The organism is Mesorhizobium australicum (assembly GCF_900177325.1).
Taxonomy (GTDB): domain Bacteria; phylum Pseudomonadota; class Alphaproteobacteria; order Rhizobiales; family Rhizobiaceae; genus Mesorhizobium_A; species Mesorhizobium_A australicum_A.
In genome coordinates, this window is the sequence record NZ_FXBL01000004.1 from 3,552,511 (window position 1) to 3,579,058 (window position 26,548).

Annotated in this window: 24 protein-coding genes and 1 other RNA gene; 3 read left to right on the forward strand and 22 right to left on the reverse strand. The window is 65.7% G+C overall.

Annotated features, from left to right (window positions below; genetic code table 11):
* Positions 1-21 precede the first annotated feature (21 nt).
* From ftsA to mraZ, 16 genes are all read right to left on the reverse strand, one after another.
* Entirely contained in the window at positions 22-1,329 is a 1,308-nt protein-coding gene (ftsA, locus tag B9Z03_RS20020; RefSeq protein WP_085465816.1) for a cell division protein FtsA, read from the reverse strand.
* Positions 1,326-2,261: a cell division protein FtsQ/DivIB gene (locus B9Z03_RS20025; RefSeq protein WP_085465817.1), complete on the reverse strand. Its 936-nt coding sequence runs from the start codon at positions 2,259-2,261 to the stop codon at positions 1,326-1,328. The genes ftsA and B9Z03_RS20025 overlap by 4 nt, the downstream gene beginning before the upstream one ends.
* Positions 2,249-3,175 (reverse strand): D-alanine--D-alanine ligase, encoded by a 927-nt coding sequence (locus B9Z03_RS20030; RefSeq protein ID WP_085465818.1) that lies wholly within the window; start codon positions 3,173-3,175, stop codon positions 2,249-2,251. Before B9Z03_RS20030 ends, B9Z03_RS20025 begins: the two co-directional genes overlap by 13 nt.
* Positions 3,176-3,409: 234 nt before the next feature.
* Positions 3,410-3,766, reverse strand: coding sequence for a hypothetical protein (locus B9Z03_RS29505; RefSeq protein ID WP_139832341.1), 357 nt, complete (start codon positions 3,764-3,766; stop codon positions 3,410-3,412).
* Positions 3,767-3,966: 200 nt separating this feature from the next.
* On the reverse strand, positions 3,967-4,929 hold the full coding sequence (murB, locus tag B9Z03_RS20040) for a UDP-N-acetylmuramate dehydrogenase (protein ID WP_085465820.1): 963 nt from the start codon (positions 4,927-4,929) through the stop codon (positions 3,967-3,969).
* Positions 4,926-6,344 (reverse strand): UDP-N-acetylmuramate--L-alanine ligase, encoded by a 1,419-nt coding sequence (gene murC / locus B9Z03_RS20045; protein WP_085465821.1) that lies wholly within the window; start codon positions 6,342-6,344, stop codon positions 4,926-4,928. The genes murB and murC overlap by 4 nt, the downstream gene beginning before the upstream one ends.
* Complete coding sequence (gene murG / locus B9Z03_RS20050) at positions 6,341-7,465, reverse strand: undecaprenyldiphospho-muramoylpentapeptide beta-N-acetylglucosaminyltransferase (protein ID WP_085465822.1); 1,125 nt, start codon at positions 7,463-7,465, stop codon at positions 6,341-6,343. The genes murC and murG overlap by 4 nt, the downstream gene beginning before the upstream one ends.
* 3 nt (positions 7,466-7,468) lie before the next feature.
* On the reverse strand, positions 7,469-8,620 hold the full coding sequence (ftsW, locus tag B9Z03_RS20055; protein WP_085465823.1) for a putative lipid II flippase FtsW: 1,152 nt from the start codon (positions 8,618-8,620) through the stop codon (positions 7,469-7,471).
* The gene (murD, locus tag B9Z03_RS20060; RefSeq protein WP_085465824.1) at positions 8,620-10,020 is read right to left on the reverse strand and encodes a UDP-N-acetylmuramoyl-L-alanine--D-glutamate ligase; all 1,401 of its coding nucleotides are present in this window, start codon (positions 10,018-10,020) and stop codon (positions 8,620-8,622) included. The genes ftsW and murD overlap by 1 nt, the downstream gene beginning before the upstream one ends.
* Positions 10,020-11,102: a phospho-N-acetylmuramoyl-pentapeptide-transferase gene (mraY, locus tag B9Z03_RS20065; RefSeq protein WP_085465825.1), complete on the reverse strand. Its 1,083-nt coding sequence runs from the start codon at positions 11,100-11,102 to the stop codon at positions 10,020-10,022. Before mraY ends, murD begins: the two co-directional genes overlap by 1 nt.
* A gap of 26 nt (positions 11,103-11,128) precedes the next feature.
* The gene (locus tag B9Z03_RS20070) at positions 11,129-12,553 is read right to left on the reverse strand and encodes a UDP-N-acetylmuramoylalanyl-D-glutamyl-2,6-diaminopimelate--D-alanyl-D-alanine ligase (protein WP_085465826.1); all 1,425 of its coding nucleotides are present in this window, start codon (positions 12,551-12,553) and stop codon (positions 11,129-11,131) included.
* Positions 12,550-14,004 carry a UDP-N-acetylmuramoyl-L-alanyl-D-glutamate--2,6-diaminopimelate ligase gene (locus tag B9Z03_RS20075; RefSeq protein ID WP_085465827.1) on the reverse strand — a complete coding sequence of 485 codons (1,455 nt, stop codon included), beginning with the start codon at positions 14,002-14,004 and terminating at the stop codon, positions 12,550-12,552. Before B9Z03_RS20075 ends, B9Z03_RS20070 begins: the two co-directional genes overlap by 4 nt.
* A 42-nt stretch (positions 14,005-14,046) precedes the next feature.
* Positions 14,047-15,768 carry a peptidoglycan D,D-transpeptidase FtsI family protein gene (locus tag B9Z03_RS20080; RefSeq protein ID WP_085465828.1) on the reverse strand — a complete coding sequence of 574 codons (1,722 nt, stop codon included), beginning with the start codon at positions 15,766-15,768 and terminating at the stop codon, positions 14,047-14,049.
* Positions 15,768-16,142 (reverse strand): cell division protein FtsL, encoded by a 375-nt coding sequence (gene ftsL / locus B9Z03_RS20085; protein WP_085465829.1) that lies wholly within the window; start codon positions 16,140-16,142, stop codon positions 15,768-15,770. Before ftsL ends, B9Z03_RS20080 begins: the two co-directional genes overlap by 1 nt.
* A 5-nt stretch (positions 16,143-16,147) precedes the next feature.
* The gene (rsmH, locus tag B9Z03_RS20090; RefSeq protein WP_085465830.1) at positions 16,148-17,164 is read right to left on the reverse strand and encodes a 16S rRNA (cytosine(1402)-N(4))-methyltransferase RsmH; all 1,017 of its coding nucleotides are present in this window, start codon (positions 17,162-17,164) and stop codon (positions 16,148-16,150) included.
* Complete coding sequence (mraZ, locus tag B9Z03_RS30045) at positions 17,161-17,625, reverse strand: division/cell wall cluster transcriptional repressor MraZ (protein WP_085465831.1); 465 nt, start codon at positions 17,623-17,625, stop codon at positions 17,161-17,163. The genes rsmH and mraZ overlap by 4 nt, the downstream gene beginning before the upstream one ends.
* A 632-nt stretch (positions 17,626-18,257) precedes the next feature.
* Here mraZ and B9Z03_RS20100 point away from each other — a divergent pair.
* Positions 18,258-18,710, forward strand: a complete 453-nt coding sequence (locus B9Z03_RS20100) for a hypothetical protein (protein ID WP_085465832.1) — start codon at positions 18,258-18,260, stop codon at positions 18,708-18,710.
* A 147-nt stretch (positions 18,711-18,857) separates the two neighbouring features.
* Here B9Z03_RS20100 and rnpB read toward each other — a convergent pair.
* Together rnpB and B9Z03_RS29510 are read right to left on the reverse strand one after the other, a co-directional pair.
* An RNA gene (gene rnpB / locus B9Z03_RS20105) (RNase P RNA component class A) lies at positions 18,858-19,259 on the reverse strand.
* Positions 19,260-19,333: 74 nt separating this feature from the next.
* A complete protein-coding gene (locus B9Z03_RS29510; RefSeq protein WP_139832342.1) occupies positions 19,334-20,095 on the reverse strand; it encodes a lytic transglycosylase domain-containing protein in 762 nt (253 codons plus the stop codon).
* Between B9Z03_RS29510 and B9Z03_RS29920 the strand changes: the two genes are divergently transcribed.
* A complete protein-coding gene (locus tag B9Z03_RS29920) occupies positions 20,055-20,288 on the forward strand; it encodes a hypothetical protein (RefSeq protein WP_176247407.1) in 234 nt (77 codons plus the stop codon). The genes B9Z03_RS29510 and B9Z03_RS29920 overlap by 41 nt on opposite strands.
* Here B9Z03_RS29920 and B9Z03_RS20115 read toward each other — a convergent pair.
* From B9Z03_RS20115 to B9Z03_RS20130, 4 genes are all read right to left on the reverse strand, one after another.
* On the reverse strand, positions 20,285-21,052 hold the full coding sequence (locus B9Z03_RS20115; protein ID WP_085465833.1) for an N-acetylmuramoyl-L-alanine amidase: 768 nt from the start codon (positions 21,050-21,052) through the stop codon (positions 20,285-20,287). The genes B9Z03_RS29920 and B9Z03_RS20115 overlap by 4 nt on opposite strands.
* A complete protein-coding gene (locus B9Z03_RS20120) occupies positions 21,049-21,759 on the reverse strand; it encodes a J domain-containing protein (RefSeq protein WP_085465834.1) in 711 nt (236 codons plus the stop codon). Before B9Z03_RS20120 ends, B9Z03_RS20115 begins: the two co-directional genes overlap by 4 nt.
* Before the next feature lie 132 nt (positions 21,760-21,891).
* On the reverse strand, positions 21,892-22,107 hold the full coding sequence (locus tag B9Z03_RS20125) for a hypothetical protein (protein WP_085465835.1): 216 nt from the start codon (positions 22,105-22,107) through the stop codon (positions 21,892-21,894).
* 122 nt (positions 22,108-22,229) lie between these two features.
* Complete coding sequence (locus B9Z03_RS20130) at positions 22,230-22,751, reverse strand: winged helix DNA-binding protein (RefSeq protein ID WP_085465836.1); 522 nt, start codon at positions 22,749-22,751, stop codon at positions 22,230-22,232.
* A 98-nt stretch (positions 22,752-22,849) separates the two neighbouring features.
* Here B9Z03_RS20130 and B9Z03_RS20135 point away from each other — a divergent pair, with 98 nt between their 5' ends.
* Positions 22,850-26,497, forward strand: a complete 3,648-nt coding sequence (locus B9Z03_RS20135) for a hydantoinase B/oxoprolinase family protein (protein WP_085465837.1) — start codon at positions 22,850-22,852, stop codon at positions 26,495-26,497.
* The last annotated feature ends 51 nt before the right edge of the window (positions 26,498-26,548 follow it).

Sequence of the window (26,548 nt, forward strand, 5' to 3'; positions counted from 1 at the left end):
CGGGCCGCAGCCCCACCCAAACTAGAAACTGTCCCTGATCCACTGGCCGACACGCTGGAGCCGTCCCCCTGTGCCGGTACTCTTCATACGCAATCCGCCGACCCGCCTCGTTTCGAAGCTTGCGACCTGCGGATAGATCATCAGGCCGACCACCGCCGAGAAGGCCGGTCCTTTCGCCGCTTCCGGCAAGCCCTGGATTCCAAGCGGCCGGCCGATGCGCACATTGCGTCCGAGAATGCGCCGCCCGGCATCCGGCAGGCCGGAGAGCTGGCTGGCGCCGCCCGTCAGCACCACGCGCTTGCCCACGGTGTTGCCGAAGCCGGACTTGTTGAGCCGGTCGCGCACGAGTTCGAGCGTCTCGTCGATGCGGGCGCGCACGATGCGCGTCATGACAGCGCGCGGGATCTGCAGCGGCACGTCGCTATCGTCGCCGCCCATCGGCGGCACGGTGACGATGTCGCGGTCGTCCGCGCCAGTCTGCAGCGCAGAGCCGTGCATCACCTTCAGACGCTCGGCGTCTTCCAGCCGAGCCGACAGGCCGCGCGCGAGGTCGTGGGTGACGTGGCTGCCACCGATCGGGATCGCATCCGCGAAGACGAACTTGCCTTCGGAGAACACCGAGATCGTGGTCGTGCCGCCGCCCATGTCGATACAGGCGGCGCCCATTTCGGCTTCGTCGTCGACGAGAGCCGCGAGCGCGCTCGCATAGGGCGTCGCGACCATGCGCTCCACCGACAGGTGGGCACGGTTCACGCAAAGCTCCAGATTGCGCTGCGGAGCGGCGTCGCCCGTCAGCACATGCATGTCGACGCCCAGCGTCTCGCCCACCATGCCACGCGGATCGCGCACGCCGCGCTCGCCATCAAGCGAGAAGCCGACGGCCAGCGAATGAACCACCTCGCGCTCGGCCCTGAGTGCCTGGCGCGAGCCCGCGGCCAGCACCTGCTTGATGTCATTGGCGTCGACTTCATGACCGCCGAGATTGATCGACGCCTGGAAGGATTCGCTCTTCAGCCGGCCTGACGAGAGGTTGATGATGAGCGATTCGACAGTGAGGCCTGCCATGCGCTCGGCGGCGTCGACCGCCAAGCGGATCGCCTGCTCGGCCTTGTCGAGGTCGACGATCATGCCGGCCTTGACGCCCTGCGACTTCTGATGGCCGATGCCGATGACCTGCATCTTGTGCGTCCGCCCCGGCAGGCGCGCACTCTCCTCACGCGGCTTCAGACGCGCGATGATGCAGCAGACCTTGCTCGACCCGATGTCGAGGACGGTGATGACGCCCGACTTGGGGGCGCCGCTGGACTTATTGGGGACGAGCCAGCTCATATCTTCTTCCCCGCCTTGGATTTCTTGGCCTGCTCGCTCAGCGCGGCTTCGCGGCGCGTCGCGGCCTCCGGGGTGAGCTTCACGACCACCCTGTCCTCCAGCCGCATGTCGACGGTGGCGACGTCGCGCGACAGGATGCCCTGCTCGCGGTCGAGACGGGCGATGTCGGCGATCGCGGCATCCTCACCGTGCTCGGGGAGGCGGATGGTCACGCCATTCTCCAGCCGCAGGTCCCAGCGCCGGTCGGCGACGCGGATGAATGCCTTCACGCGGGCGGACAGCTCCGGCGTCCTGGCGACGCGGGACATGAATTCGGCGGCGCGCTCGTTGGCGCCAGCGCCGACAAAAACCGGCAGCGTGGCATAGCGCGGATGGTTGAACGGCACGATGATGCGACCGGCATCGTCGATCAGCGACAGCTGCTGGCCATGCTGCCAGATCGCCAGCGGCTTCTTCTCCGCAAGCTCGACCTCGAGCACGTTCGGGTAGATCTTGCGCACAGAAGCGTCGGACACCCAGGGCATGTTTGCGATGCGCTCGCGCGCCGCGTCGGCATCGAAGCCGACCAGCGAGGTCCAGCCGTCGAGGCCGAGTTCCTGCAGCACGTCGATTTCCGACGTCTCCTTGTTGCCGGCCATGCGGACGTCTTCGATCGCGAAGCCGCTGCGCGCGGTGACAGCCTGGATCACGGCCGGCGCGTGGCCGCCGACGATCGCGCCGTAGACACCGGTCGCCGACATAAGGACAGCCGTCATGATCGTCGCCGCATAGCGGGGCGCCGTGACATCACCGGAGACGAGGCGACCGAGAACACGCGCAGGCTTGCGCAGCCAGCGCGGCAGCACGATGCCGTCCCACGCCGCAGCCGCGCGGGACGCCGCGGAGCGATCCGCAACCTGCCGCGCACCCTGTGACGACTTCAACGCAAACACGAAGCGTCCTCCACCATCCAACTCAGAAGCTCGCCGAAGTCATGACCAGCATGCTGGGCGATCTCGGGCACAAGCGATGTCGGCGTCATGCCCGGCTGGGTGTTCACTTCGAGCCAGACGAGCTCACCATTCTCCGAATAGCGGTCGTCGTAGCGGAAGTCGGAACGAGAGACGCCCCGGCAGCCGGTTGCTTGATGAGCCTTGAGCGCCAGTGTCTGTATTTTTTGGTAAATATTCGGTGAAATTTTTGCAGGGATTTCGTGTTTCGACCCGCCCTTCACATATTTCGAATCGTAGTCGTAGAAGGAATGGCCGACCGGAACGATCTCGCAGACGCCGAGCGCCACATCGCCCATGACGGCGCAGGTCAGCTCGCGACCATGGATGTAGCGTTCGACCATCACTACATCGCCGTAACGCCACTCGCTCGACCCGATGACCTGCGGCGGATGCGACTGATCCTCCTGGACGATCACGACGCCGAAGCTCGACCCCTCGCTGACCGGCTTCACCACGTAGGGCGGCTTCATCGGATGCTTCGAACCGATGGCATGCCGGTCGAGCACCTTCGCCTCGGCCACCGGAATGCCGACCGCCTTGGCGATCCGCTTTGCCTGCTCCTTGTTCATCGCAAGCGCGGACGCCATCACGCCGGAATGGGTATAGGGAATCTGGAGATATTCGAGGATGCCCTGGATGGTGCCATCCTCACCGAAAGGACCATGCAGCGCATTGAAGGCGACATCGGGCGCCAGATCGCCAAGCACGCGCGCGACGTCGCGTCCGACATCCACCCGCGTCACACGATAGCCGACCTTTTCCAGAGCATCCGCGCAGGCATTGCCGGACGACAACGACACGGGCCGCTCGGACGAAAATCCGCCCATCAGAACAGCTACGTGCTTACCTGTCATGCCCCGGTGTCCCTCTCCGGTCGGGTTGGCGATGACGTTCCAAGAATTCAGAGTCCGAGTCTTCCGGTGGATTCCCCCGCCAGACGGAAAACGCGGTTACGCGTCGAACGACTCAAATCAGGAAACGCTTTAACCCAAGGAATCAGAACTGGGATTCGCTGGCAAGCCAAGATTGTGGAGAGGGTCGCGAAGCTTGCGTCGGGCTGACGAGCCGCGCCTGCCAAGTCGCGGAAATCACGGAGATTTCCGTTTCATGATAAGTGAGCGGGCGTCGTCGAGCTGGGGCTGGTAATCGCGCAACACCGAGTAAAAGTCGCCCTTCTCGAGCACGCATTGCAGGTTGTTCAACGCCCAGAATTCGGCCGGGCTAACGAAGGCTTCCAGCAGATTGGCGCCATCGCGTTCGTCGATTTCGCGGCACAGGAACTCGAATAAGACGAGCGTATCGGCGGCGGGCATCTGGAAATGGAGGTCCCCTTCGATCGGGGGGACGCCTGTTTTCAACGCGCGCGTTTCGAAGCCCAAGGGTCGGATCGGGATGAATGTCTCCTCGGGGGTGAGGATCGTTCGCGCTGCCGCAACCGCGTCCATCCAGCGGTCGCCTTGAGCGCGTGGCAAGGACACGGCGAGGTGGCGCCGAAGCGTATCGAGCGAGCGGAGTTCGGCAGCATGCGCGATTGCGCTTTCGAGCCGACGTCCCCCATGGTCGCCTAGCTCTCGCTCTAGCCAGGCGAGAACAACGACAGCCTCGCATACACTCAGCCGGAGTGACTCGTCGGGCCGAAGCCGCATTAAAGCAACTGTCCCAGAAACTCGTCCACTTCCTTGCCTTTCTTGAAGTTTCCGAGTCGCTTGATTTCCCATTCGAGCCGGATGCCGGAGGTCTCCAGCACCTTGGCCCGCACGGTCTCGCCGAGGAATTCGAGGTCGTAGCCGGTCGCCGTGCCGGTGTTGATGATGAAGTTGCAGTGCATCGGCGACATCTGCGCGCCGCCGATCATCAGGCCGCGGCAGCCGGCCTTGTCGATCTCCTTCCAGGCGGACGTGCCCGGCGGGTTCTTGAACGTCGAGCCGCCTGTCTTCTCGCGGATCGGCTGCACCGTCTCGCGATGATGCTGCACGGCGTCCATCGCCGCTTTGATCGCCTCGCGATCCTCGGGAACGCCCTCGAAAATCGCCGAGGTGAAGATCAGGTCCTTGGCAGCGGAGGAGTGACGGTAGGAATAGCCCATCTGCTCGTTGGAGAGCACGTGGAGCTCGCCCTTGCGATCGAGCGCCCTCACCTCGACGACGCGTTCGCGCGTCTCGACCCCATTGGCGCCCGCGTTCATGCGCAGCGCCCCGCCGATCGCGCCGGGAATGCCGTGGTAGAAATGGAAGCCGCCGATGCCGGCCTCCAAAGCAAGTGCCGCGACGCGCTTGTCGGGACAGGCAGCGCCGGCGCGGATCCGCGTCGGCGAGATCGCCTCAACCTCGCCAAATCCCTTCGCCGAAAGCCGCACGACGAAGCCGGGTATGCCGCCGTCGCGCACCAGCAGGTTCGAGCCGATGCCGACCACCATCACCGGCACATCGTCCGGCACCGCCTTGAGGAAGGCGGCGAGGTCGTCCTCGTCGGCCGGCTGGAACAGCACCTCGGCCACCCCGCCGGCGCGGAACCAGGTGATCTTGTCCATCTCCGCGTCCGGTGTGATCCGGCCGCGCAGGCCCTCCAGCCGCCCCTCGAGACGCTTCAGGAGGTCGGCGCCGCTCATGCAGGCCCTCCGTAGCCGCCGGCCGCCAGCTCCTTCGGCAGCGCGTAGGCCCACTGGGTGATGTTGCCCGCGCCGAGGAAGACGACGAAATCGCCCGGCTTCGCCAGTTCGCGCACGATTGGAGCGACGGCGGCGGCACCCTCGATATGGCGGGCGTCGCGGTGGCCGCCGGAGCGGATGCGCGCGGTCAGCGCGTCGGAGCTCACGCCCTCGATCGGGTCCTCGCCAGCCGGATAGACCGGCGCGAGCAGCACCGTGTCGGCATCGTTGAAGCAGGAAGCGAACTCGTCGAACAGGTCGCGCAGGCGGGTATAGCGGTGCGGCTGCGCGATCGCGATGACGCGGCCCTTGGTCGATTCGCGCGCAGCCTTGAGCACGGCACGGATCTCGACCGGATGGTGGCCGTAGTCGTCGAACACCTCGACGCCGTGCCACGAGCCCGTATGCGTGAAGCGCCGCTTGACGCCGCCGAAGGAGGCGATGCCGGCGCGGATCGCGCGGTCCGCGATGCCGAGTTCATGCGCCACAGCGATCGCGGCGGTCGCATTCGAGACGTTGTGCCGGCCGGGCATCGGCAGGCGCAGGCCGTCGATCGCGACGATCTCGCCGGTCTTGCGGTTGCGGATGGTGACGTCGAACAGCGACGCAGCCCCGTCCATGCGATGATTGCGGAAGCGCACATCGGCCTGCGGGTTCTCGCCGTAGGTGACGACGCGGCGGTCTTCGATCCGACTGACCAGAGACTGCACCTCGGGATGGTCGATGCACATCACGCCGAAGCCGTAGAACGGCACGTTCTCGACGAACAGGCGGAACGCCTCCTTGACCTTGTCAAAGGTGCCGTAGTGATCGAGGTGCTCGGGGTCGATGTTGGTGACGACCGCGATGTCGGCGGGCAGCTTGAGGAAGGTGCCGTCGCTCTCGTCGGCCTCCACCACCATCCAGTCGCCCTCGCCCATGCGCGCATTGGTGCCATAGGCGTTGATGATGCCGCCATTGACCACGGTCGGGTCGAGCCCGCCGGCCTCCAGCAGTGTCGCGACCATCGAGGTCGTCGTGGTCTTGCCATGCGTGCCGCCGATGGCGATGGCCTGGCGGAAGCGCATCAGCTCGGCCAGCATCTCGGCGCGGCGCACGATCGGCAGCAGCTTTTCGCGCGCGGCGGCGAGCTCCGGATTCGACTTCTTGATCGCGGTCGAGACGACGACCACCTCGGCCTTGCCGAGGTTCTCGGCCTTGTGGCCGACGAAGCACGGGATGCCCTTGTCGCGCAGGCGCTGGACATTGGCGCTGTCGGCCTGGTCCGAGCCCTGCACCTGATAGCCAAGATTGTGCAGCACCTCGGCGATGCCGCTCATGCCGATGCCGCCGATGCCGATGAAATGCACGAGGCCGATGGTCTGCGGCATCTTCATGCGCCGACACCTCCCTTGATCGCCTGGATGGTCTTGCCGGAGGCAATAGCCTCTGTGAGGTCGGCGAGCAACTCGGCAGCGTTCGTTCGCGCAACCGTACGCGCACCGGCTGCCATGGCCGCCAGGCGATCCGGATCGCCGACCAGCGCTGCAATATCAGCCGCCAGATTGTCGGCATCGATCGTCGGCTGCCGCCTCAGGACCGCCGCGCCGGCATCCACGAGCAGTTGCGCATTGTGCCCCTGATCGTCGTCCAGCGCATGGGGAAGCGGGACGAGGATCGACGGCCTGCCGATCACCGACAGTTCGAGTACGGTCGATGCGCCGCCGCGCGACAGCACGAGATGCGAATTGGCCATGCGCTGCGGCAGGTCCGAAAAGAACGGCTCGACATCTGCCTCGACGCCCAGTTCCGCATAGCGCGCCTTCACGCGCGCCTGATCTTCGGCGCGCGCCTGCTGGGTCAGGACGATGCGGGACCTTACGCCATCCGGCAGCTTTGCAATCGCCTCCGGAACTATGTCCGAAAAGAACCGCGCGCCTTGGCTGCCACCGAACACCAGCATCCGGATCGGCCCATGGTCGCGAGGCTGATCGTACGCGGCGCCTTGCAACGCCAGAACGGCCGGACGCACGGGATTGCCGACTTCGACGATCTTCGCCGCATTCGGTCCGGCGGCTTTTAGGAACCCGCCGGCGACGGCCGTGACGCGCCGGGCCAGCGCCTTGTTGGCGCGGCCCATCACGGCGTTCTGCTCGTGGACCAGCGTCGGCACGTTCCGGCGCGTCGCCGCGTAGAGCGGCGGCAGCGTCGGATAGCCGCCGAAGCCGACGACTGCCTTCGGCCTGATCTTCGCGATCACGGCCGAAGCCTGCCGCACGCCCTGCCATATGCGCCAGAAGGCGCGCGCCAGCGCGACCGGGTTCTTCGAGCCGAACGTCGCCGAGCGGATCGGATGGATCGCGCTCGCCGGGAAAGTGCCGGCATAGCGCTCGGCCCGGTCGTCGGTCGCCAGATGCACCTCCCAGCCGCGCGCCGTCAGCTCGTGCGCCAGCGCCTCGGCCGGGAAGAGATGTCCGCCGGTACCGCCGGCGGCAAGCAGGATCACACCCTTCGACATCGGCTACTCGGCCGGCATCATGCGGCTGTCGAAGGCGCCGAAGCTGGAGCGCCGCGTTTCGGGCCGCTTGCGGGTCAGCGCCAGCACCATGCCCATGGAGAGCGCCATCGCCACCAGCGACGAGCCGCCATAAGAGATGAAGGGCAGCGTCATGCCCTTGGCCGGCATCAGGTGCAGGTTCACGCTCATATTGATGATCGACTGCAGGCCGAACTGGATGACGAGACCGGCGACCGCAAAGCGGGTGAAGTCGTCATATTCCCGCAGCGCGATCTTCAAGCCCCGGAGTACGATGAACGCGAACAGCGCGACCAGCAGGAAGCACAGCACCAGGCCGAACTCCTCCGCCGCGACGGAGAAGATGAAATCGGTATGGCTGTCGGGCAGGATGCGCTTCGACACGCCCTCGCCCGGCCCGCGGCCGAACCAGCCGCCGCTGATCATCGCGTCGCGCGCCATGTCGGTCTGGAACGTGTCGCCCTCGCCGGTCAGGAACTTGTCGATGCGGGCCGCGACATGCGGGAAGACGGTGTAGGCCATGAATGCTCCGCCCGCGCCGAGCGCGCCGAGCACGATGATCCAGATCCAGGCCATGCCGGCCATGAAGAACATCACGCCCCAGGTGCCGACGATCAGCATGGTCTGGCCGAGGTCGGGCTGGGCGACCAGCAGCGTCACCACGACGCCGAGCAGGATCATGGCGAAGAGGTTGCCGGGGATGTCCGGCTGGCGCGCATGCTCGGCGAACAGCCAGGCGCAGATGACCACGAAGGCGGGCTTGAGGAACTCGGACGGCTGCAGCGAGACGCCGGCAAGCGACACCCAGCGGCGCGAGCCCTTGATCTCGACGCCGATGAACAGCGCCAGCACCATCAGCACGATCGAGGCGATCAGCAGCAGGATGGCGAGACGCCGAATCTGTCGCGGTTCAAGGAAGGAGACTCCGAGCATCACCGCCAGCGCCGGCAGCATGAAGACGATCTGGCGGGTGACGAAGTGGTATTCCTCCAGCCCGATACGCTCGGCCACCGCCGGGCTCGCCGCGAAGGAGAGCACGATGCCCAGCACCATCAAGGCCAGGAAGGCCGACAGGAACCAGCGGTCGACGGTCCACCACCAGTTGGAAACTAGTCCGCGATCGGTGCGGCTGGTCATCAGCGTGTCCCTCCGATGGGCTCTATGCCGTCGAGCGCCAGCACGGCGGCGCGGAACGCATCGCCCCTGACCTCGAAATTCTTGAACTGGTCGAAGCTGGCGCAGGCGGGCGACAGGAGCACCACCACATCGCCGGCCTCGTCCTTCGCGGCATCCGCCGCGGCGTGCTCCACGGCAGCCGCGAGCGTGCCCGAAATCTCGTAGGGCACCGCCTCGCCGAGCGTGGCGGAAAAAGCGGGGGCCGCTTCGCCGATCAGATAGGCGCGCGCGATACGCGGGAAGAAGGAGCGCAGCGGCTCGATACCGCCTTCCTTGGGCAGGCCGCCGGCGATCCAGTAGATACGCGGAAAGCTCGACAATGCCGGCGCGGCCGCATCGGCATTGGTCGCCTTGGAATCGTTGACGAAAAGCACGTTGCCCTTGCGGCCGATCTGCTCCATCCGGTGCGCGAGGCCCGGAAAGCTGTCGAGCCCGTGCTGAATGTCCTTCAGGTCGAGGCCGACCCGAAGGCAGGCCGCCACCGCGGCAAGTGCGTTCTGGGCATTGTGCTGGCCGCGCAGCGAGCCGATGTCCTCAAGCGTGGCGATCTGCGTGATCCGCCCGCCCTGTGCCCTTAGCAGCGCGAAGCCGTCGGCGAAGTAGCCGTCGGTGACGGCGAGCCGCTTGGAGATGCGGATGACGTCGTGGCCCGCACGCTCCAGCCGGTCGGCGACCTGGGCGCAGTGGATGTCGTCAACGCCGATGATCGCGGTCTCGCTGCCCGCCACCAGCCGCTCCTTGATCGATGCGTAGTGCTGCATGGTGCCGTGCCTGTCGAGATGGTCAGGCGTCAGGTTGAGCAGCAGGCCCGCGGTCGGATTGACCGACGGCGCGAGATCGATCTGGTAGGACGAGCACTCGACCACATAGTGCCGGTCGGGCGTCGGCGGATCGAGCGTCATCACGGCGCGGCCGATATTGCCGCCCATCTGCGTGTCGCGCCCGGCTGATGAGAGCATGTGCGCGGTCAGCGCCGTGGTCGTGGACTTGCCGTTGGTGCCGGTGATGGCGATGAACGGCGCGTCGGGCGCGGCGCGCCGGCGCTCGCGGGCGAAGAGCTCGATGTCGCCGATGACCTCCACGCCGGCACCGCGCGCCAGGTCCACCGTCCAGTGCGGCTTCGGATGGGTCAGCGGCACGCCGGGCGACAGGACGAAGGATGTGAAGCCCGACCAGTCCACATGCCTGAGATCGATGGTCGAAATACCCTGCGCGCCGGCCTTGGCTACGCTCTCAGGATTGTCGTCCCATGCGGTGACGTCCGCCCCGCCCTCGATCAGCGCGCGCGCGGTGGCGATGCCCGAGCCGCCGAGCCCGAACAGCGCGACCTTCTTGCCGGAGAGGGAGGTGGCCGGGATCATCAGCGCAGCTTCAGGGTCGAGAGGCCGATGAGGGCCAGGATGACGGCGATGATCCAGAAGCGGATCACGATCTGGCTCTCGGTCCAGCCGAGCTTCTCGAAATGATGATGGATCGGCGCCATCAGGAAGACGCGCCGGCCGGTCATCTTGAAGTAGCCGACCTGGATGATCACCGACATCGCCTCCATCACGAAGAGACCGCCGATGATGGCGAGCACGATCTCGTGTTTCGTGGCCACCGCGATCGAGCCAATCAGGCCTCCCAGGGCAAGCGAACCCGTGTCGCCCATGAAGATCGCCGCCGGCGGCGCGTTGAACCACAGGAAGCCGAGGCCGGCGCCGATCACCGCGCCGAGCACCACGGCTAGTTCGCCCGTGCCGGGGGTGAAGTGGATCTGCAGGTAGTCGGCGAAAACCGCGTTGCCGGCGAGATAAGCAATGACGCCGAACGAGGCGGCGGCGATCATCACCGGCACGATGGCAAGCCCGTCGAGACCGTCGGTCAGGTTCACCGCGTTGCCCGCGCCGACCATCACCACCGCTGCGAACGGAACGAAGAACCAGCCGAGATTGACAATGAAGTCCTTCACGAACGGGAAGGTCAGGGACGAAGAGAACGGCGCGGTGCCCGCCCGCATGATCACATAGGCTGCGATGCCGGCAACGGTGAACTCGATCGCGAGGCGCACCCGGCCGGAAACGCCGAGATGCGACTGTTTCGTCACCTTCATGTAGTCATCGTAGAAGCCGATCGCGCCGAACGAGATCGTCACGAAGAGCACCACCCAGACATAAACGCTGGCGAGATTGGCCCACAGCAACGTCGAGCCGATGATGCCACTCATGATCATCAGCCCGCCCATGGTCGGCGTGCCGGCCTTCTTGAAGTGGGTCTGGGGACCATCCGCGCGGATCGGCTGACCCTTGCCCTGGCGGATGCGCAGCGAATTGATGATCGTCGGCCCGAACATGAACACGATCAGCGCGGACGTGATCAGCGCCCCTCCCACGCGGAAGGTGATGTAGCGGAAGACGTTGAACGCCGAGACCTGGTCGGCGAAATCAACGAGTAGCGTGAGCATGCGGTTCGCCCCCCAACGGACGGAATTCAGGCGCGTCTCTGGCTCTCGCCTTCGACAGGAAAGTTCTTGATCAGCGCATCGACCAGCTTCGAGAAGCCGATGCCCTTGGATGACTTGACCACCACGACGTCGCCGGGCCGGAGCGCGGCGAGCACGATCGGCTTCAGCTCGTCGACATTGGCTGCGTGTGCGCCCAGCCGCTGCGGCGGCAACCTTGCGGCGAGCGCGGCCATCTCCGCGCCGCCGAGGAAGACGAGGTCCGTCGCGGTCGGCGCGATGAGGTCGGCGAGCGCGCCATGCAACTGCTCGGCATGCGCGCCGAGCTCCAGCATGTCGCCCAGCACCGCGATGCGACGGCCGCCCTTGGCCGGTTCCGTCCGGTCGAGCAGGTCGATCGCCGCCTTCATCGAGGCAGGATTGGCGTTGTAGCTCTCGTCGATCAGCGTGATGCCACCGGCAAGGCGATGCCGCCGCCCGCGGCCAACCTCGGCCTGAAGCCCGGCGAACGCCTCCGCGACTGCCGCGAGGTCCGCCTCGGCGAGCCGCGCGGCTCCCAGCACCGCAAGTGCATTCTGGACCATATGACGACCCGGTGCGCCGACCCTCGCAGCAATCCGGTCGCTGCCGATGCCCACGGCGATGTCGGAATGATCCGCCGACAGCTCGCAGCCGAGCAGGCGCACGTGCGAACGCTCCTGCTCGCCGAAGGACACGACATGTGCGACGCCCGCCGCCTTCGCAAGCTTTTCCAGCAGCTTGTACTGCGCGTCGTCGCGGTTGAGCAGCGCGTATCCGCCCGGCTCGATCCCCTCGAATATCTCAGCCTTTGCGCGGGCGATCTCCTCGATCTTGCGGAAATGGCCGAGATGGGCGGCGGCGATCAGCGTGATGATCGCGATGTGCGGCCTGACCAGCTTGACCAGCGGCCGGATCTCGTCGGGATGGTTCATCCCGATTTCGAACACCGCATAGTCAGTGTCCTCAGGCAGCCTGGCGAGCGTCAGCGGCACGCCCCAGTGATTGTTGAATGACTTTTCCGACGCATGCACCGAACCGACAGCCGACAGGACGTGCCGGAGCGCCTCCTTGGTGGTCGTCTTGCCGGCCGAGCCGGTGACGGCAATGATCTTTCCCTTGGCCCGGGCGCGCGCGGCGATCGCGAGCTTCACAAGGCCCTCCAGAACGTCGTCCACGACGATCATCGGTGTGGTGATGCGTCCGAGCGCCGGCAGCTTTCCTTCCGCAACCACCAGCAATGCGGCCCCCGCCTTGACAGCGGCAGTTGCGAAGTCGTGCCCGTCGAGCGCATCGCCCTTGATGGCGAAGAAAGCTTCGCCGGGCTTGAGCGTGCGGCTGTCGATCGAGATGCCGGTGATGCCTTGCGGCAGCACGCCGATCGGCCGTCCGCCCATCGCCTCGACCATCGCCTGGGCCGTCCAGAGCAGGCTCATGCCGCCCTCCCCGTCAGCGCGACGCGGACTTCGTGATGATCGGAGAAGGGATGTGTGACCGAGCCGACCGTCTGGCCTTCCTCATGCCCTTTGCCGGCGACGATCAGCGTGTCGCCGGCGCCGAGCAGGTCGATCGCATGACGGATCGCCTCGCGGCGGTCGCCGATCTCGATCGCGCGGGGCGCGTTGGCGAGGATCTCGGCGCGGATGGTCGCAGGAACCTCGGAGCGCGGATTGTCGTCCGTGACGATGACGATGTCGGCAAGGCGGGTGGCGATGCCTCCCATGATCGGACGCTTGCCCTTGTCGCGATCGCCGCCGCAGCCGAACACGACGACCACCTTGCCGGTGGTGAACGGCCGCACTGACAGGAGCACGTTTTCCAGCGCCTCGGGCTTGTGCGCATAGTCGACATAGACCGGCGCACCGCTACGCGTCGTGCCGACGAGGTCGAGCCGCCCGGGCGCGCCCTTGAGATGTTCGAGCGCGGCGAGCGCAGTCTCGGCCTTGATGCCGGTCGCCATGGCGAGGCCGGCGGCCACCAGCGCGTTCGACATCTGGAAATCGCCGGCGAGCGGCAGGTCGACCTCGTAGAGCGCGCCGGAGAACTCGATCTCGGCGCGCTGGCGATGACGTTCGTGCTCCAGGCGCTTAAGGCGCAGGAAATCGCCGTTGCGACCGACCGTGAGCACGATGCGACCGGCCTTGTTCGCCGCGGCGACCGTCGGCTCGGACCACGCGTCGTCGGCGAAGATGACCGCCGGCGCGCCCTTGGGCAGCAGCGTGTCGAACAGGCGCAGCTTGGCGCGGTGATAGTCCTCGACCGTCGGATGGTAGTCCATGTGGTCGCGGCCGAGATTTGTGAAGCCGGCGGCCGAGAGCTTCACGCCGTCGAGGCGGCGCTGGTCGAGCCCGTGGCTGGAAGCTTCCATCGCGGCATGGGTGACGCCAGCGTCGGCCAGTTCCTTAAGCAGGAGGTGCAGAGCAACGGGATCGGGCGTCGTCAGCGTGCCGTAGTCGTCACGGCCGGGCGCCACGACGCCCGTCGTGCCGATGCTAGCCGCCTGAAGCCCGGCATGCGCCCAGATCTGGCGCAAGAAGGACACGACCGAGGTCTTGCCGCTCGTGCCGGTGACGGCGGCCATCGTCGCCGGCTGCGCGCCGTAGAACCGCGCGGCGGCGAGCGCGAGCGCATGCCTCGGATCGTCGACACGCAGGATCGGAACCGGGAGGTCGCCGAGCGCGGCGTTGCGCGCGGCGATGATGGCCGACGCGCCCTTCGCGGCCGCATCGGCAGCATAGGACGCGCCGTCAGCCTTCGTCCCGGTCAGGGCGGCAAAGAGGAAACCGGGCGCGGCGGCGCGGGAATCCGCGGTCAGCCCAAGCACTTCGACGGACGCGGTCGAGCCGTCGCCCAGCGGCAGAATTCCGGCAAAATCCTTCAGATGCATCAAATGCCTGTTCAAGAAACGTTGCCCCCGATCCCCCGGGAATCACTGTGAAGAAACAAGCAACGCCTCATTTGTTTGACCGAATTCGGGCTTCACGCCAAGCAGTGACGCCGAACGGCGGATGATGTTGGAGACGATCGGTGCGGCGTTGAGGCCAGCGGTGGCGCCCATGCCGGGCTTTTCCGGCTTCGGCTCGTCCACGATCGACAGCACGATGTATTGCGGATCGTCCATCGGGAACGCAGCGACGAAGGCGTTGAAGCGGACGTTTGTGGAATAGCGTCCGTTGACCACCTTCTCGGCGGTGCCCGTCTTGCCGCCCACCCGATAGCCGGGAACGGTGGCGCGCTTGCCCGAGCCGCCTGGTGCGGTCGCGTTCAGCAGATAGAGATAGCGCATGTCGGCGGAGGTCTTGTCGTTCACCACCTTGGTGGCGCCGGCCTTGGCCTGCTCTTCCGTCCGCGGCAGGAGGGTCGGGTTCATCAGGTAGCCACCGTTCATCAGCGCGGCGGCACCGACGGCGGTCTGCAGCGGCGTGGTGGAAAAGCCGTGCCCGAACGACGCCGTGATCGAATGCACCTTCTTCCAGACCTTCGGCTCGGACGGCCTGGCGACCTCGGGCAGCTCGATCGTCATGCGGTCGAGCAGGCCCATGCGGTGAAGGAACTCGCGATGCCCCTCGACGCCCACCACGTCGGCTTCGCGGGCAGAGCCGATGTTGGAGGAGTAGATAAACACTTCCGGCACGGTGAGCACCCTGCCCTTGCCGTGGAAGTCGCGGATCGTCTGCCGGCCGATGGTGATTGGGCGCGTCGCATCGAAGCGGCTCTGCAGGGTCACTTTGCCGGAATCGAGCGCCATCGCTGTGGTGAAGCTCTTGATGGTCGAGCCCATCTCGAACGTTCCTGCCGTCATGCGGTTGAACTTGTCCTTGTCGTGGGCGCCGACCGGATTGTTGGGGTTGAAGTCCGGCACCGAGGCCATCGCGACGATCTCGCCGGTCTTGGCGTTGAGCACGACCGCGCCGGCGGCGATCGCATGGTAGCGATCCAGCGCATTCTTCACCTCGTCGCGGACGATGTGCTGCACGCGGATGTCGAGCGTGGTGCGGAAGGGGGTGAGGTTGCCCGAGGTGGCGAGCCCAAGCTCGCGCAGGTCGGCGAGGCCCTGGCTGTCGATGTATTTCTCAAGCCCTGCGATGCCCTGGTTGTCGATGTTGACGAGGCCAAGGATATGCGAGGCGGTCTCGCCACCCGGATAGAACCGCTTCGTCTCGGTGCGGAAGCCGATGCCAGGCAGGCCGAGCGCCATGATGTTGGCCTGCTGCTTCGGCGAAAGCTGCCGTTTCAGCCAGACGAACCCCGCGCCGCTTTTGAGCTTGTTGTAGGTCTGCTCCGGCTCAAGGTCGGGCAGGACAGTGGAGAGAAGCTCCAGCGTCTCATCGGGATCGATGATGTTCTTCGGCTCGGCATAGAGCGACGCCGTCTTGATGTCGGTCGCGAGCACTTCGCCGTTGCGATCGACGATATCGGGGCGCGCGGCGAGGCCGCGCACGGTCGGCGCAACGGCCGCACCGGGCTCCTGCAGCCCGAGATAGACGAGGCGGCCGGTGATCACGCCGTAGATGCCGAAGAAGATCCCCATCGTCATCAGCACGCGGTTCCTCGTGCGCCCGCCGGCCTTGCGGCGCGCGTCAACCACGATCGAAGCGGCGGGAGCGGTCGGGGCGGCATCAGGCTTCGAGGCAAAGAGACGCTTTATCATCACCGCACGACTCCGCCCGTTGTCACCTTGTCCGTCCTGCCTTCCGCCATGCCGTCGACACGCGGAGACGGCATGATCTCCATCTCGACCGGCTTTGCGGGCAGTTCGTCGACGCCCACCACCTGGTGCGCGTCGAGCGGCGCGAGCTGCAGCTCGTCCTGGTAGATCTCCGTCAGCTTCTGCAGACGCGCCGGCTGCGTGAGCAGGCTCCAGTCGGCCTTCAGGATCGTCAGCGAATCCTGCTCGAAGCGGATCATCGCCTCGATCTTGCGCACCTCGGAGAGCTGCGCCTCGACCTGGTGCTTGGTGTTGTAGGTGAAGGCGGCTCCCGCCACCATCACCGCGATCAGAACGATGTCGGTCGTACGGAACACAGGAACTACCTCTCGTCCGGCTGGCGAATGTCGGGAAGGTCGGGAAGCCCGAACAGCGAAAGATCCTCGCGACGCGGTGTGGCTCCGGTGCGCACAGCGCTGCGCAGCTTAGCGGAACGGGCGCGGGGATTGCGCTCGGCCTCGGCGTCGGACGCCGCGACCACCTGCGCCGGCTTCTCGAATGTCGCCGGGATCACCTGCGCCTGCGGCAGGTGGCGCGAGCCGCCGCCCTGCGACGACCGATCGGCGAGGAAGCGCTTGACGATGCGATCCTCGAGCGAATGGAAGGTGACTACCGCGAGCCGCCCGCCGGGCTTCAGCGCTCGCTCGGCTGCCATAAGCGCCCGCGAAAGCTCGCCGAGCTCGTCGTTGACGTGGATGCGCAGCGCCTGGAAGACGCGGGTTGCCGGATGGATCCGATCCTTCGGATTGCGCCCGACGAGGGCCTCGATTGCCTGCGCGAGATCGAGCGTCGTTGCGAAGGGCTTTGCCGCACGCCGCTTCTCGATCATGCGGGCGATGCGGCCGGCATGCCGCTCCTCGCCGAGGAAGCCGAAGACGCGGGCGAGGTCGCCCGGCTTGTACGTGTTGACCACGTCGGCGGCGGTGACGCCGCGCTGCGCCATGCGCATGTCGAGCGGACCATCATTCCGGAACGAGAAGCCGCGTTCGGCCTCGTCGATCTGCATCGACGACACGCCGATATCGAGCACGACGGCATCCAAAAGCTGGCCCGCATGCTCGTCAAGGCGCGAGAACGGCCCGTGCACCAGCCTGAGCCGGCCGGCCGAGGCGGCTTCAAGCGCACGACCGTCGGCGATCGCGTTCGGATCCCGGTCGATCGCCACGACGTCGGCGCCGACATCGAGGATAGCCCTGGTGTAACCGCCCGCCCCGAAGGTTCCGTCGACCACGAGCATGCCGGGGCCGGCCTGGAGCGCCGCCAGCACCTCGTCTAGAAGCACCGGAATGTGGCGGACCGGTCCGCCACCGGCGTCGGAAACGCCGGGGTCCGCCATCATTCCGAGGCTCCGGACGAGCCCGCCTGAGCGGCCTGCCGAAGAGAGGTGAGCCGGGCCCTTACCTGCGCCAGATTCTGCCGCATGCGCTCCGGTTCCCAGATCTGGAAGAACTGTCCGCGCCCGAGGAACCCGACTTCCGAGGTGATCCCCGTATGCTCGCGGATGAAATCGCTCATCGTGATGCGCCCGTCCCCGTCCAGCTTCAGGAAGGTCCCCTCCCCGTGCACATAGGCGGACATGTCGTCCGCAGTCCGCAGAAACGGGTTCGTCTGCTCCAGCTGCCGCTCGTAGCGCTCCAGGAGGTCCATTCCGCCGACGTCCAGCGCCGGCTCGTCCAGCGCCCGCAGGGCATAGAGCTCGTGATAGCCGCGCTTTGCCGCGAGCGCGCGGAAGGCGCCGGGAACGGAGACCCGTCCCTTGGCATCGATCCTGTTCACCGCGCTCGACAAAAAACGATCCATGCGCCGGTATCGTCCCGCTTCCGTTCATTTCGCCGTCCGCGCTTGCGCGCAGTCCCTCGAGAGCCCCACCGCCGCTCGAAATCAGGACATGCGTTCCTCCGCGCGCGGACCTTGCCACCGCGCGTTCGGGACACATGGAACCCGTCACCGAAACGAAGTCTTGATTGCACTCATGGGATAGCATGGGACAGAATGGGCGTCAAAGGGAAATGGCCGTTTCCACCGGACCCGAGATGTCGAACGACAGCTTCGGTCAAGCTTCCGAACGTTTATGAGCGATTAAGGCTAACGAACCGTTATTGCCCAGATTCTCCCGGCTCTTACCGGCCGTTGCAGGCAGTGCCGCGGTCCGACGGTGTGGCAGATCGACGACCCTGAGGATTATCCTCGACTGTAGCTGCGAGCCTGTCGTGGAGCGTGTGGGCGATGCTTGAGGCACCGATGAAGGGCGGCCGCGCGCGCTCTTGACGCAACGTCATGGCAACGACACACTGCCTCCGGACCTGCTTGATCGCGGGCACACTGATCGATCAGTAGTCCTGCAGCACGAGCGGAGATCCTGGTACGAGGACAAAGCGGCAAATGGGCCTCAACGTCACCGGACTAGGCAGCCATCAGCAAAGGTCTTCTCGATGCAACGACCGGCTTTTTTCCTCACGCTCTGTTCGTCGGCCTGGCTGTTGACGGCGCAGGCCTTCTCCGCAGCCACTGTCAACGGCGAGTATTACGAGGAAAGGGTCTCGGCGACCTGTCCCGACTATGGCGGATTTTGCCGGCTGGATTTTTCGGCGACTCCGGCTGGCAAGGAACTGACCCTCGAACGGGTCGGCTGCCATCTCCAGGTCAGCAATGAACCGGTGATCTCGGCGTCGATCGGCGTTGCGACCACTCCGGGAGGCCCGCCGAAGCGAGTTTTTCCGCTCGCCTTCCCGCAAACGCTCCAGACCACAAACTATCGTTTTTACAACACGAACGAAGAGATCAAGTTCATGATAGGCCAAGGTCGCTACCCGTTCGTCCTTGCCGAATACCTCAATGCGGCCAACGGCAGCATGCTGTGCGTGATCATAGGGACACTGAAATAGCTTCGCGGGAATTCCCCAGATCGATGGTGCAGGCATCGTCGCAGGGCGCGGATTAAACCGGAACGCCCTGCCGACGCCGCCGATCCTCAAGTCCGCGTGACGAAGGATCACGCTATTGGCTCGAAAACCGCCATTGTCCGGCGAAAAAGCGCCAGCCGGCCTGTAAGCCGGGTTCTGTATGGCCGCGTGATCCTTGCGGACCGCGCGACGCGGTGGCCATTCATCTTCGGCGGCCATTGCTGGACGCCTGACGCAACCCACCCGGACGACTGGGCCGGAAACAGCCTGCGGGTTTCCCCGCGCGTCGTCCCTATTCGGTTTTGCTCCCGGTGGGGTTTGCCATGCCGCTCCCGTTGCCGGTCGCGCGGTGGGCTCTTACCCCACCCTTTCACCCTTGCCGCGCCCTAAGGCGAGGCGGTCTGCTCTCTGTGGCACTTTCCCTGGGGTCGCCCCCGCCGGCAGTTGGCCGGCACCGTGTTTCCATGGAGCCCGGACTTTCCTCGACCGCAGCCTTTCGGCTCTCGCGGTCGCGGCCACCCGGCCGGCTGGCGTTGCGCATAAAGGCGTTCCCCGCGCGAATTGCAAGGCTGCTCACGGGATTTCCGCCGGCCAGCGGCGCGTCATCAACCGTTCAGATGGCGCTTCACTTTCGAGCAGTAGGCGGCCGAGACCGGGTTCATGCGCTTGGCACCATGGCCGGCGTTGTATTTCAGGATCGTACCGCAGGTGGTCCCGCCGCCGAGCTTGTGCGCCATGCCGAGATATTTCATCCCATATTTGATGTTGGTCTCGGGATTGTAGAGCCCCTTCAGCGAGCCGGAATAGCCGAGGCCGCGCGCCGTCGACGGCTTGATCTGCATCAGCCCGACCTCTCCGGCACTGCCGCGGGCGTTGACGCGGTAGTTGCTCTCCACGCGGATCACGGCGTGCGCGAGCGACACCGGTACGCCATAGGTTGACGCATAGCGGGCGATGATATCGCCATAGCTGCCCGAGGCGCGGCCGCCCGTCACCGTTTCCCCCTTTCGCGCCTTGGCGACCAGTTCGGGCCGCTTGCCGACCGGGATGGAGCCAGTGGTTTGCCCGTCGACCTCGCGCGGAGAGAACAGGCCGCGATCGTCGAAGCTGACGACGGTGCGCCCCTTGCCGTCGAACGCGACCTTCTTCGCGGCGGAGGCCGACTGATGCGGGACAACCGCCGACATGCGACCGCGCCCCACCGGCGCAGCGGCTACGCCGCGTGTCACCTCACCCTTCCGCGACTTCTCCTTGGCGGAAACTGCCACTTGAGAGGTCGTATATGCATTTCCCGGCGCCTCTTGCGCGGACACAGAAAAACTCATCATGCTGGCAGCAACAGCTGCCGCAATGGTCACCTTCATCATGTATTGTTGTTCTCTTTACAGATATCGGCCTTTGCCTGATCGCGCCGATATAGTTGAAATTGCCGAAGTCATTTTCGCATGCTTCGACGGCTGGACAGGAGGCGATCTCGCAGCCCATTGCGCCGCCAATTTGGTCCAGGAAATAACATTTGAAAACAGAGAGAAATATTTCGGCAGGGTTGGTTTTTTCTAACCCAACGGCAGTTCTGGCAGTTCGCCGACCAGCGCCGTCAGCAAAGCGTGGGTCTCCGCATCCACAACGCCGTCGACCTTTCCGCGACGGAAATGCAGCTGGAAAGCCTCGACGACCGTCTTGGTGGCCGCATCGAAACGCCCAGTGATTTCAATTCCATAACCGTAGAGGTTCAGCATGGACTGTACACACTCTACCCGCGCGCCCTCGTCGCCGGGAGCGATCGGATCGGCGGCGGCAACCGCAACTGCCCCTGGCATATGCCCCACTCCCCCCGCGTGGAGCCTCTCCCACGGAAACGCGGGGCCCGGGTCGATTTTTCGTCCCGGCGCAACATCGGAATGGGCGAGAATTTGCGCGGCCGGGACGTCGAGACGAGCCGAAATATCACGGCAGAGTGCGATGACGGCCTCGATCTGGACGTCGGGAAACGGCGGATGGCCGGCCAGCGGCCCCGGATTGACGACCTCGATCCCGATCGAGCGCGAGTTGATGTCGGTCGCTCCCTGCCAGGAACTGCGGCCGGCATGCCATGCCCGGTCGGCCTCGCGCACCATCTGGACGACGCTGCCGTCCTCATGGACCAGGTAATGGGAGGAGACTTCGCTGGCCGGGTTGCACAGCCATTCCTCCGCCGCCCCACCCGTCTCCATGCCGGTATAGTGGAGGATGATGATATCGGCGCGCGACACGCCCCGCCGCGGACCGAAATTCGGGGAGACCCTCACCTCCGCGCCCACGAAATCGGCGACGAACCCGCTCATACCCGTGCGAGCGTCTGTTCGATCGCCTCGAACGCGACATTGATCGCGGCGAGCCGCCGCGTGGCGATGGCGATGAATTCCTCGGGCATGCCCCGGGCGATCAGTCGGTCGGGATGATTCTGCGACACCAGCGTCCGGTAGCGCCGCCGTACCTCGTCCAGCGACGCGGACGTCGGCACGCCAAGCACCTGATAGGGGTTGGCGCCCGTGGCAAGCGTGTGCCGCGCAAGGATGCGGTCGAACTCACGCTCGCTGAAGGCAAAGATCTCGGCCGTGCGCCTCAGGAATCCGACCTCGCGCTCGTGCACGAATCCATCGGCTTTGGCGATGTGGAACAGGCCATCGAGGATGTCTTCCAGCACCTCAGCGCGGTCGGAGTCCTCGTTGAAGAGCGAGGCCATCTTCGCCGCATAGGCCTCGAAGCCGGCGATATCCTCTTTCGCGAGATCGTAGAGCCGCGCGACGTTGCGGACCTGCTCGGCCGGAACGGAGAAAATCTGCTGGAAGGCGCGCACCTCGTCCTGGGTGACGATGCCGTCGGCCTTCGCCATCTTGGCCGACAGCGCGATCATGGCGATGGAGAAGGCAACCTTGCGGCGCAGCGCCGGGTCGCCTTCGAACACCGTGCGAAGTGCTTCGATCACACCCGAAAAGGCTGTGCCCGAAACTCGCGAGACGAAATCGCCAAGGCGCGACCAGATCGACATTGCGCTGCAATACGACGAAACCTCGCCTGAGGCGAGACCCCGCGGCCGGCATGACGGCGACCCAGTGTCGCAAACCCGCCATACGAAAAAGGGCCGGGACGAACCCCGGCCCTGTCGTTCAACCGTCCGGCGTTACTCGCTCGGAGCGGGCGTGGTGGGCGTCACAGGCTGCATCTCTTCAGCAGGCGCCTGCGGAGCCGGGGTCGGCGTTGCAGCCGGATCGGACGGAGCCGGGGTGGTCTGCGCCGGCGGATCGACGCTCTGCGTCGTCGTGGTGTCGGTATCACTGCAGGCGGCAACGCCGAACAGGGCGACAGCGGCGGCGGAAGCAAGGATCAGTTTCTTCATCGTCCATCTCCTTCAGAAAACGACTTTCTTTCGGTGAGACGCCCATTCGGGCAGTCGAGATGGGAACGGCGGTCGCGGAATGAGGTTTCGTAACGTTGTGTGACGAATGGTAACGCTTGTCGTCACATGCTGGAGGCGGCGCGCGCCGCCTGGTCGTATTGCCCGGACAGCGCGCGCATCAGTGCTGCGATGCCCGAGAGTTCGCCGCCGTCGACATTGAGGCGCTGGACGCTGTCGACCAGCAGGGCCTCGCGGATGTCCCGGTAGCGGCGGCAGGTCTCGGCACCCGCGGGCGTCACGCTCGCCGTCCGCTCCTTGCCCCGCTTGCCGCCCGCGACGAGGCCGAGACCCTCGAGCTTCTTCAGCGCATAGGCGACGATGTGCGTGTCCTCGATGTTGAACATCATGCACAGATCCGCGAGCGTCTTTTCGCGGTCGCGATGATTGACCGCGTGCAGGATCAAGACCTCGATCGGCGTCAGCCCCGGCACGCCGGCCGCCGCCATGCCGCGCACCATCCAGCGCTGGAACGCGTTGGAGACGATGGTCAGCGCGAATTCGACCTCGGAGAGCGGCGGCAGTGCGCCATCCGCGAGATGGGCCGCTGATACGACGGGACCGATGGTCTGCTTGCGTGCTGTCATTCGACCCTCACATTGAGAATATATCGATAAAATATCGATGACATGATGGTATTCTCACTGTAATAGGATGGCAAGCGCAGCCGAGGGAGAATGCCGCCATGCAGCAGAGCTGGGATTTCTGGATCGACCGCGGCGGCACGTTCACCGACGTCATCGGCCGCGCACCCGACGGCTCGCTGCACTCGCGCAAGCTGCTTTCCGAAAACCCAGAGGCCTATCGCGATGCCGCCGTGCAGGGCATCCGCGACCTGCTTGGCCTGAAATCGGGAGAGGCAATCCCCGCCGGCCTGATCGGCGACGTCAAGATGGGCACGACGGTCGCCACCAACGCGCTGCTGGAGCGCAAGGGCGACCGCGTGCTCCTGCTCATCACGAAAGGCTTCCGCGACGCGCTGCGCATCGCCTACCAGGCCCGCCCCGACATCTTCGCCAAAGAGATCATCCTGCCCGAGCAGCTCTACGAGCGCGTCGTAGAGGTGCCCGAGCGCGTGCGCGTCGACGGGACGCTGGAAACAGCACTTGATCTCGATGCCGTGCGCGACGAGATCGCCGCCGCGAAGGCCGACGGGATCGATGCGGTCGCCATCGTCTTCATGCATGCGTGGAAATATCCAGACCACGAAAGCCGTGCCGAAGTGCTCTGTCGCGAGATCGGCTTTGCGCAGATCTCGGTCAGTCACAAGGTCTCGCCACTGATCAAGCTGGTCGGGCGCGGCGACACGGCAGTGGTCGACGCCTACCTGTCGCCGATCCTGTCGCGCTACGTGCAGAGGGTGGCGGGGGAACTGGGCGCGGGCTCCCTCTCCCACACCAGGGAGAAGATCGGCCAATCGCCCCGCCTCATGTTCATGATGTCGTCCGGCGGCCTGACCGCCGCCGACATGTTCCAGGGCAAGGATGCGCTGTTGTCAGGCCCCGCGGGCGGGGTGGTCGGCATGGTCGAGACCGCGCAGCTCGCCGGCTTCGACAAGGTGATCGGCTTCGACATGGGCGGCACCTCGACCGACGTCGCGCATTACGACGGCGAATACGAGCGCGCCTTCGACACGGAGGTGGCGGGCGTGCGGGTGCGCGCGCCGATGATGCGAATCCACACGGTCGCGGCCGGCGGCGGCTCGATCCTCCACTATGCCGACGGCCGCTTCCAGGCAGGCCCGGATTCCGCCGGCGCCAATCCCGGCCCCGCATGCTACCGCCGCGCCGGGCCGCTCGCCGTCACCGACGCCAACGTCATGCTCGGCAAGCTGCAGCCGGACTTCTTCCCGGCAATCTTCGGCCCTGATCAGAACGAACCTCTCGATGCGGACGTGGTGCGGGCGAAGTTCGCCGACCTTGCGACCACGATCGGAGACGGCCGCACGGCGGAAGCGGTCGCCGAGGGCTTCATCACCATCGCGGTCGAGAACATGGCCAACGCGATCAAGAAAATCTCCGTCCAGCGCGGCTACGACGTCACCGAATATCTGCTCAACTGCTTCGGCGGCGCGGGCGGCCAACATGCCTGCCTGGTGGCCGACGCGCTCGGCATGGAGGCGGTGCTGGTGCATCCCTTCTCCGGCCTGCTGTCGGCCTACGGCATCGGGCTCGCATCGGTCTTCGCCTCGCGCCAGCAGGCGCTGATCAAGCCGCTGCAGGAAAGCTCAGCTCTCGAGATCGACGCGATGATCGAGACGCTGCGGGACAAGGTGTTCGAGGAACTGGGCGCCCAGGGCGTGCCTGAGGATCACGTGTTCTGGCGGCCGATCCTGCAGATCCGCTATGACGGCACCGACACCACCTTGCCGGTCAACTTTGCCGCGCGCTCGTTCGCCGAGGCGCGCGCCGAATTCGAGAAGGCGCACAAGGCACAGTTCGGCTTCGTCTACGACGACAAGCCGATGATCGTCGAATCTATCGACGTACAGGGTCAGGACGGCCGTGTAGCCGGCCGCGACGAGACCACAAGGCCGACCGTCGATTCAAATGCGACCGCCACACAGACCCGTCGCATCTTCGCCGACGGCGAATGGCGCGAGGCAGGTATTTTCCTCCGCGCTGACCTGATGCCCGGCAACAAGGTGTCGGGGCCGGCCCTTGTCATCGAGACCCATCAGACCATCGTGGTCGAGCCCGGCTGGCAGGCCGAGATCACGGCGCAGGACCACGTGCTCCTGCGCCGCACGACCAAGAAGCGCCGCAAGGCCGCGCTCGGCACCGAGGCCGACCCGGTGATGCTGGAAGTGTTCAACAACCTGTTCATGGCGATCGCCGAGCAGATGGGCGTGACGCTGCAGAACACCGCCTATTCGGTGAACATCAAGGAACGGCTCGACTTCTCCTGCGCCGTCTTCGACCGCACCGGCGCGCTGGTGGCGAACGCGCCGCACATGCCGGTGCATCTCGGCTCCATGGACCGCTCGGTCGAAACGATCATCCGGCTCAACGAGGGCGACATCCATCCGGGCGACGTCTTCGCGCTGAACGCGCCCTACAACGGCGGCACGCATCTGCCCGACATCACGGTGGTGACGCCGGTGTTCGACCCGGCGGGCAAGGAGATCCTCTTCTTCACCGCCTCGCGCGGTCACCATGCGGACGTCGGTGGCACGGCGCCCGGCTCAATGACGCCGCTGGCAACGACCGTAGATGAGGAAGGCGTGCTGTTCGACAATTTCCGCATCGTCGAGCGCGGCCGCTTCCGCGAGAAGGAACTGCACGCACTCCTGACCGACCATCCCTACCCGGCCCGCAACCCGCACCAGAATGTCGCCGACCTGAAAGCCCAGATCGCAGCCAACGAGAAGGGCGTGGCGGAGCTGCGCAAGATGGTCGAGCATTTCGGGCTCGACGTGGTGGAAGCCTATATGGGCCACGTGCAGGACAATGCGGCCGAAAGCGTGCGCCGCGTGCTGCTGTCGCTGCCGGACGAGTCGTCCTACGACTATCCGACCGACACCGGCCAGACGATCAAGGTGAAGATCACCGTCGACCGCGACAGTCGCGAGGCGACGGTCGACTTCACCGGCACCTCGCCGGTGATGAAGAACAATTTCAACGCGCCGGAGCCGGTCGCGCGGGCTGCCGTGCTCTACGCCTTCCGCGTCATGGTCGAGGCCAACATCCCGATGAATGCCGGGTGCCTCAGGCCGATCAACATCATCATCCCCGATGGCTGCATGCTGCGGCCGACCTATCCGGCCGCCGTGGTGGCCGGCAATGTCGAGACCTCGCAGCATGTCACCAATGCGATGTTCGGCGCCATGGACGCGCTGGCCAACGCGCAAGGCACGATGAACAACCTGACCTACGGCAACGAGACCTATCAGTATTACGAGACAATCTGTTCCGGTTCGCCCGCTGGCCGCTTCAACAACGGCACGGGCTTCCACGGCACGTCAGGCGTGCACACGCACATGACGAATTCTCGCCTGACCGACCCTGAAATCCTCGAACTGCGCTTCCCCGTGTTGCTGGAGGACTTCCACATCCGCCAGGGATCCGGCGGCAAGGGCAGGTGGAACGCCGGCGACGGCACCAGGCGCACGATCCGCTTCCTGGAGAAGATGGAATGCGCGATCCTTTCCTCGCACCGCGGCGCCCCGCCACGCGGCGTGGCGGGTGGCGGCGACGGCCAGGTCGGCATGACCCAGGTCCGCCGCGCCGACGGCCGCACCGAAACGCTGCGCGCCTGCGACCAGACGGTGCTGGAAGCCGGCGAGGCAGTCATCGTCACCACGCCGACGCCGGGGGGATTTGGGGAACGTTGAGGTCTGCCCTGCAACAGACTATATCTGCATCTGATGCTTGATGCAGGAGGC

Coding starts and splice junctions, on each gene's coding strand:
- ftsA (WP_085465816.1), bottom strand. CDS start 1,329: ATGAGCTGGCTCGTCCCCAATAAGTCCAGCGGCGCCCCCAAGTCGGGC.
- B9Z03_RS20030 (WP_085465818.1), bottom strand. CDS start 3,175: ATGACAGGTAAGCACGTAGCTGTTCTGATGGGCGGATTTTCGTCCGAG.
- B9Z03_RS29505 (WP_139832341.1), bottom strand. CDS start 3,766: ATGGACGCGGTTGCGGCAGCGCGAACGATCCTCACCCCCGAGGAGACA.
- murB (WP_085465820.1), bottom strand. CDS start 4,929: ATGAGCGGCGCCGACCTCCTGAAGCGTCTCGAGGGGCGGCTGGAGGGC.
- murC (WP_085465821.1), bottom strand. CDS start 6,344: ATGAAGATGCCGCAGACCATCGGCCTCGTGCATTTCATCGGCATCGGC.
- murG (WP_085465822.1), bottom strand. CDS start 7,465: ATGTCGAAGGGTGTGATCCTGCTTGCCGCCGGCGGTACCGGCGGACAT.
- ftsW (WP_085465823.1), bottom strand. CDS start 8,620: ATGACCAGCCGCACCGATCGCGGACTAGTTTCCAACTGGTGGTGGACC.
- murD (WP_085465824.1), bottom strand. CDS start 10,020: ATGATCCCGGCCACCTCCCTCTCCGGCAAGAAGGTCGCGCTGTTCGGG.
- mraY (WP_085465825.1), bottom strand. CDS start 11,102: ATGCTCACGCTACTCGTTGATTTCGCCGACCAGGTCTCGGCGTTCAAC.
- B9Z03_RS20070 (WP_085465826.1), bottom strand. CDS start 12,553: ATGAGCCTGCTCTGGACGGCCCAGGCGATGGTCGAGGCGATGGGCGGA.
- B9Z03_RS20075 (WP_085465827.1), bottom strand. CDS start 14,004: ATGCATCTGAAGGATTTTGCCGGAATTCTGCCGCTGGGCGACGGCTCG.
- B9Z03_RS20080 (WP_085465828.1), bottom strand. CDS start 15,768: ATGATAAAGCGTCTCTTTGCCTCGAAGCCTGATGCCGCCCCGACCGCT.
- rsmH (WP_085465830.1), bottom strand. CDS start 17,164: ATGATGGCGGACCCCGGCGTTTCCGACGCCGGTGGCGGACCGGTCCGC.
- mraZ (WP_085465831.1), bottom strand. CDS start 17,625: ATGGATCGTTTTTTGTCGAGCGCGGTGAACAGGATCGATGCCAAGGGA.
- B9Z03_RS20100 (WP_085465832.1), top strand. CDS start 18,258: ATGCAACGACCGGCTTTTTTCCTCACGCTCTGTTCGTCGGCCTGGCTG.
- B9Z03_RS29920 (WP_176247407.1), top strand. CDS start 20,055: ATGCTGGCAGCAACAGCTGCCGCAATGGTCACCTTCATCATGTATTGT.
- B9Z03_RS29510 (WP_139832342.1), bottom strand. CDS start 20,095: ATGATGAAGGTGACCATTGCGGCAGCTGTTGCTGCCAGCATGATGAGT.
- B9Z03_RS20115 (WP_085465833.1), bottom strand. CDS start 21,052: ATGAGCGGGTTCGTCGCCGATTTCGTGGGCGCGGAGGTGAGGGTCTCC.
- B9Z03_RS20120 (WP_085465834.1), bottom strand. CDS start 21,759: ATGTCGATCTGGTCGCGCCTTGGCGATTTCGTCTCGCGAGTTTCGGGC.
- B9Z03_RS20125 (WP_085465835.1), bottom strand. CDS start 22,107: ATGAAGAAACTGATCCTTGCTTCCGCCGCCGCTGTCGCCCTGTTCGGC.
- B9Z03_RS20130 (WP_085465836.1), bottom strand. CDS start 22,751: ATGACAGCACGCAAGCAGACCATCGGTCCCGTCGTATCAGCGGCCCAT.
- B9Z03_RS20135 (WP_085465837.1), top strand. CDS start 22,850: ATGCAGCAGAGCTGGGATTTCTGGATCGACCGCGGCGGCACGTTCACC.